Raw genomic sequence first — 2,598 nt, 5'->3', positions numbered from 1 at the left:
GGGCAAATTTGACGCTGGCGAAGTACAAAAAAACCGCTTTAAACTCGCTCAAATTTTTAGCCGAAATTTTAAATGCGTGCTTGTTTTAAAAGGCGCAAATACGCTAATCGCGCAAGGCGGCGAGGTATACGTCATGACGCACGGTAGCGCCGCGCTCGCAAAAGGCGGTAGCGGAGACGCGCTAAGCGGTATCGTCGCGGGACTGCTCGCTCAGGGTTACGACCCGCTAAATGCCGCGATCTCGGGCACGCTAGCTCACGCTCTAGCCGCTCGCGAAATCAAAATCAACGACTACGCGCTCACGGCCGCGGACATCATCAAAGGACTCAAATGCTTACAAAAAAAATAGCGGTTTTATTTAGCGGCGGCGGCTCAAATTTGGAGGCGATCCTACAGAAGCTGCACGGCAAGGTTTTTGGCGAAACCAAGATCGAAGTCGTGCTAACGCTAAGCAACAAAGCTGACGCCGGCGGTATCGCAAAAGCCGCAAAATTCGGACTTAAAAGCGTGATCCTAAATCACAAAGACTTCGCTAGCCGCGAGGAGTTCGACGCCGCGCTCGTACGCGAGATCGAAAAAAGCGGCGCGGAGCTTACGGTGCTTGCGGGCTTTATGCGAATTCTCACACCCGTTTTTACAAGCAGGGTTCGCGCGATAAACTTGCACCCGTCGCTACTGCCTCTTTTTAAGGGTGCGCACGCGATAAAAGAGAGTTTCGAGAGCGATATGAAGGTGGGCGGCGTGAGCGTGCACTGGGTCAGCGAGGAGCTAGACGGCGGTAAAATCATCGCTCAGCGCGCGTTTGAAAAGAGCGCAGGAATGAGCCTTGAAGCTTACGAGACCAAAATCCACGAGATCGAACATGAGCTATTGCCACAGGTGATCGTAGAAATTTTGTGCCAAAGCTAAATTTAGCGCAGAGATTCGCGCTAAATTTAAAGAGCGAAATTCCGCGGAATTTTATAAATTTAAATCTTAGTTCTTTAAATTTTAGGGGCGAACTCTAAGTATTAAATTTTAAAATTTACTAGCTAAATTTAGAAAGAGAAAGATGACCGCAAACGAACTGGAAAAACTAAGACTTAGCATCCTAGATGAGGCGGAGCGGCACAAAGGTACGGCGTTTTCGATAATAGTACTAGCGGTGCTAGCCTCGGCGCTGTGGCTATTTTTCAATTTTAGAGATCAAGAAGCAGCAGTAGGCCTCTGCTGGATCATAGTGATATTTAGCTGCGGCAGCATCTCTTTTAGAGTAGTGAATAAAGATGCAAATATAGTGCGAGTATTTATCTTTTGCGTCTTGCTGTGGATACTTGCCAAAGGCGTAGAAATATGCGAGAATGATACCTTGCGCTTCGTCATCGCACTCGTAACCATCTGCCTTTCTTTGTTTAATATCGCGGATGCCGCGCTGGAGCGGATCAAATACAACAGATCCAAAAAATTCGTCCGCGCCTTTAAACACCAATATATCGCGCCCTATATCGCAAGCCTAGGTTATCGCTACGAAATTTCGGGCTCGTTTCGGCCGGCGTATCTGCGCGCTAGCGGCCTATTTGTGGACGGCATAAGCTATTTTGATTGCGAAGATAAAATTTCCGGCGTCTATGACGGAGTATTTTTCAGTTTTGCGGATGTTTGCGTGACCCACACCGACGAACGACGTAGCAGCAGGGGGATATTTTTCTACGCGGAATTTAAAAAGCGCGTAAACTCGGTGGCGGTGATCCTGCCTTCGCTCAGCGCTAGGCCAACGCTTGGCAGACTTAAGAAGATCGCGATGGACGATAGCGAGTTTAGCTCCGCATTTAGCGTATATAGCGCCGATGCGGTGTCTGCAATGTATGCCCTCACACCCGCCTTTATGCGGCGCCTGCTTCGCTTTAGAAGCGGTGCCGGCGGACCGATCAGTTTAAGCTTTTCGGGCAAAAACGTCTATATTTTCATCCGCACGGGATACGATAGTTTCGAGCCTAGCGTGGATCGCAGCGTACTTAGTTTCGATCCCGCCGCGTCTATCAAGCACGAGCTTCTATTCTTTCTCTCCATCGTAAAAAGTCTGAAATTAAACGAAAATATCTGGCAGGATTAAATTCTAAAATTTGACTTTAAATCCGCAAATACGGAGGCTTTGCGCCGCCGCGAAATTTTGCTTTAAATTTACGCGCTACTACGCCGTAACCGCTGTAACAAAATTCCGCCTGAAATTCCGCGGCGCATTTAAACTATGGAATTTATAGGATTGTTATAGCGACGCAAATTTTGCGACATAGGATTTCGGGCTTTTAACTATTTCGCCCTAGCATATTGTGACAAAATCAGCGATCTATTTTAGCTCTAAAAGCTGTTTAACATCGCCTTTGCTTAAATACGGCGCAAATATATGCTGCGGCTGCGAACCACTTAGTTTTACTAGCATATCACCTGCGCCTAGAAGCTTTTCGGCTCCGCTTTCGTCCAAGACAATCTTAGACAATACTACAGCATTAATGATGGCACGTTATTTGCAAAAATCCGCCGAGCAGAATTTTATGAGATTTCGCGTTAAATTTTAATTGGATTTTATCACTCATCTATAAATTTATGCTCGTGCAAATC

General features: G+C 46.9%; 4 protein-coding genes. 3 read left to right on the top strand and 1 reads right to left on the bottom strand.

Features of this window, described 5'->3' with window-relative positions:
- From Q0095_RS09435 to Q0095_RS09425, 3 genes are all read left to right on the top strand, one after another.
- Nucleotides 1-349, top strand: a 349-nt coding sequence (locus tag Q0095_RS09435; protein ID WP_297883273.1) for an NAD(P)H-hydrate dehydratase, incomplete at its 5' end; no start/stop codon positions are given.
- Entirely contained in the window at nt 331-909 is a 579-nt protein-coding gene (gene purN / locus Q0095_RS09430) for a phosphoribosylglycinamide formyltransferase (RefSeq protein ID WP_297883272.1), read from the top strand. The genes Q0095_RS09435 and purN, both read left to right, overlap by 19 nt.
- A gap of 142 nt (nt 910-1,051) precedes the next feature.
- On the top strand, nt 1,052-2,092 hold the full coding sequence (locus tag Q0095_RS09425; protein WP_297883271.1) for a DUF3137 domain-containing protein: 1,041 nt from the start codon (nt 1,052-1,054) through the stop codon (nt 2,090-2,092).
- A 234-nt stretch (nt 2,093-2,326) separates the two neighbouring features.
- Here Q0095_RS09425 and Q0095_RS09420 read toward each other — a convergent pair whose 3' ends face one another.
- Nucleotides 2,327-2,476, bottom strand: a complete 150-nt coding sequence (locus tag Q0095_RS09420; protein ID WP_297883270.1) for a hypothetical protein — start codon at nt 2,474-2,476, stop codon at nt 2,327-2,329.
- Nucleotides 2,477-2,598: the final 122 nt, after the last annotated feature.

The organism is uncultured Campylobacter sp. (assembly GCF_938045535.1).
GTDB lineage: Bacteria > Campylobacterota > Campylobacteria > Campylobacterales > Campylobacteraceae > Campylobacter_B.
The sequence above is the reverse complement of the archived record's forward strand: the minus strand, read 5'-3'. Positions and strand labels throughout refer to the sequence as shown.

Coding starts and splice junctions, on each gene's coding strand:
- Q0095_RS09425 (WP_297883271.1), top strand. CDS start 1,052: ATGACCGCAAACGAACTGGAAAAACTAAGACTTAGCATCCTAGATGAG.
- purN (WP_297883272.1), top strand. CDS start 331: ATGCTTACAAAAAAAATAGCGGTTTTATTTAGCGGCGGCGGCTCAAAT.